1 protein-coding gene is annotated in these 932 nt (G+C 70.1%); it reads left to right on the forward strand.

The window, feature by feature from the left end; all coding sequences use genetic code 11:
- Positions 1–123 precede the first annotated feature (123 nt).
- The coding region (locus DBR12_RS23175) for a FecR domain-containing protein (protein WP_233244856.1) at positions 124–932 on the forward strand (809 nt) is incomplete at its 3' end.

Here is a 932-nt window from a genome sequence, read left to right on the forward strand (position 1 = left end):
GCGTAGGCTACCGCTTTGAAGCCGTCGAGGCGCAGCGCAAGGACTGACAGGAGTGCACAAGAACCCGACAGGCACCGCCACAAGCGGCCCCGCCTGTGCCGGGCAGCATGAAGGAGATATGAGTTGACCCACACCATCCCCCACACCCGCTGGACCCCCTGTACCGCCGCTGCGCTGGCCCTGGTGGCCGCCACAGGCCTGGCAGCCAGGGGAGCGCAGGCCAGCCCGCCCCCCTTCCTGGGGGACGAGGTGCCCCACATCGTCAAGGAGGGGGACACCCTGGAAGGCCTGGCCCGGGACTACCTTGCGGCCCCCCGGCAGTGGCAGCAGCTGCAGGCACGCAACAAGGTCGCCGACCCCCGGCGCCTGCAGCCGGGTTCAGTGATCTGGATCCCAGTGCGACTGCAGCCCAGCGAGTCGGCCACCGTGCAGTTTGTGCAAGGTGCTGTCACTGCGCAGGCTCGGGCAGGTGATGCCCCCGCCCCTGTAAGCCCCGGCGGCAAGCTGGAGGAAGGTACGGCGCTGCAGGTGGGCCCGGAATCATTTGTGGCCGTCAGGCTGGCCGACGGCACCGTGGTCCGGGTGCAGGCGCAGTCTGAGCTGCAGCTGCGGCAGTTGCGCCGCCGTGGCCGTGCGGGCAGCGTGCAGTCGGTACTGGAGATGCACAAGGGCGGCCTGGAATCGACCGTCCCCCCCAGCACAGAGCCCCTGCGCCGCTTCGAGATTCGCACCCCGCTGGCCGTGACCAGCGTGCGTGGCACCCACTTCAGCGTGACCATGGCGGATTCGGGCCAGACCACAGCCTCGGTGCTCAACGGTTCGGTGGCCGTGCAGTCCCGGCGCGACACCGACAGCCACCCCACCGCATCGCTGACCGCCCCTACAGCCCTCTTGGCACCGGGCCAAGGACTGGCCGTGGCCACCGACGGCAC

Origin of the sequence: Acidovorax sp. HMWF029 (assembly GCF_003060895.1) — a bacterium.
Classification (GTDB): domain Bacteria; phylum Pseudomonadota; class Gammaproteobacteria; order Burkholderiales; family Burkholderiaceae_C; genus Acidovorax.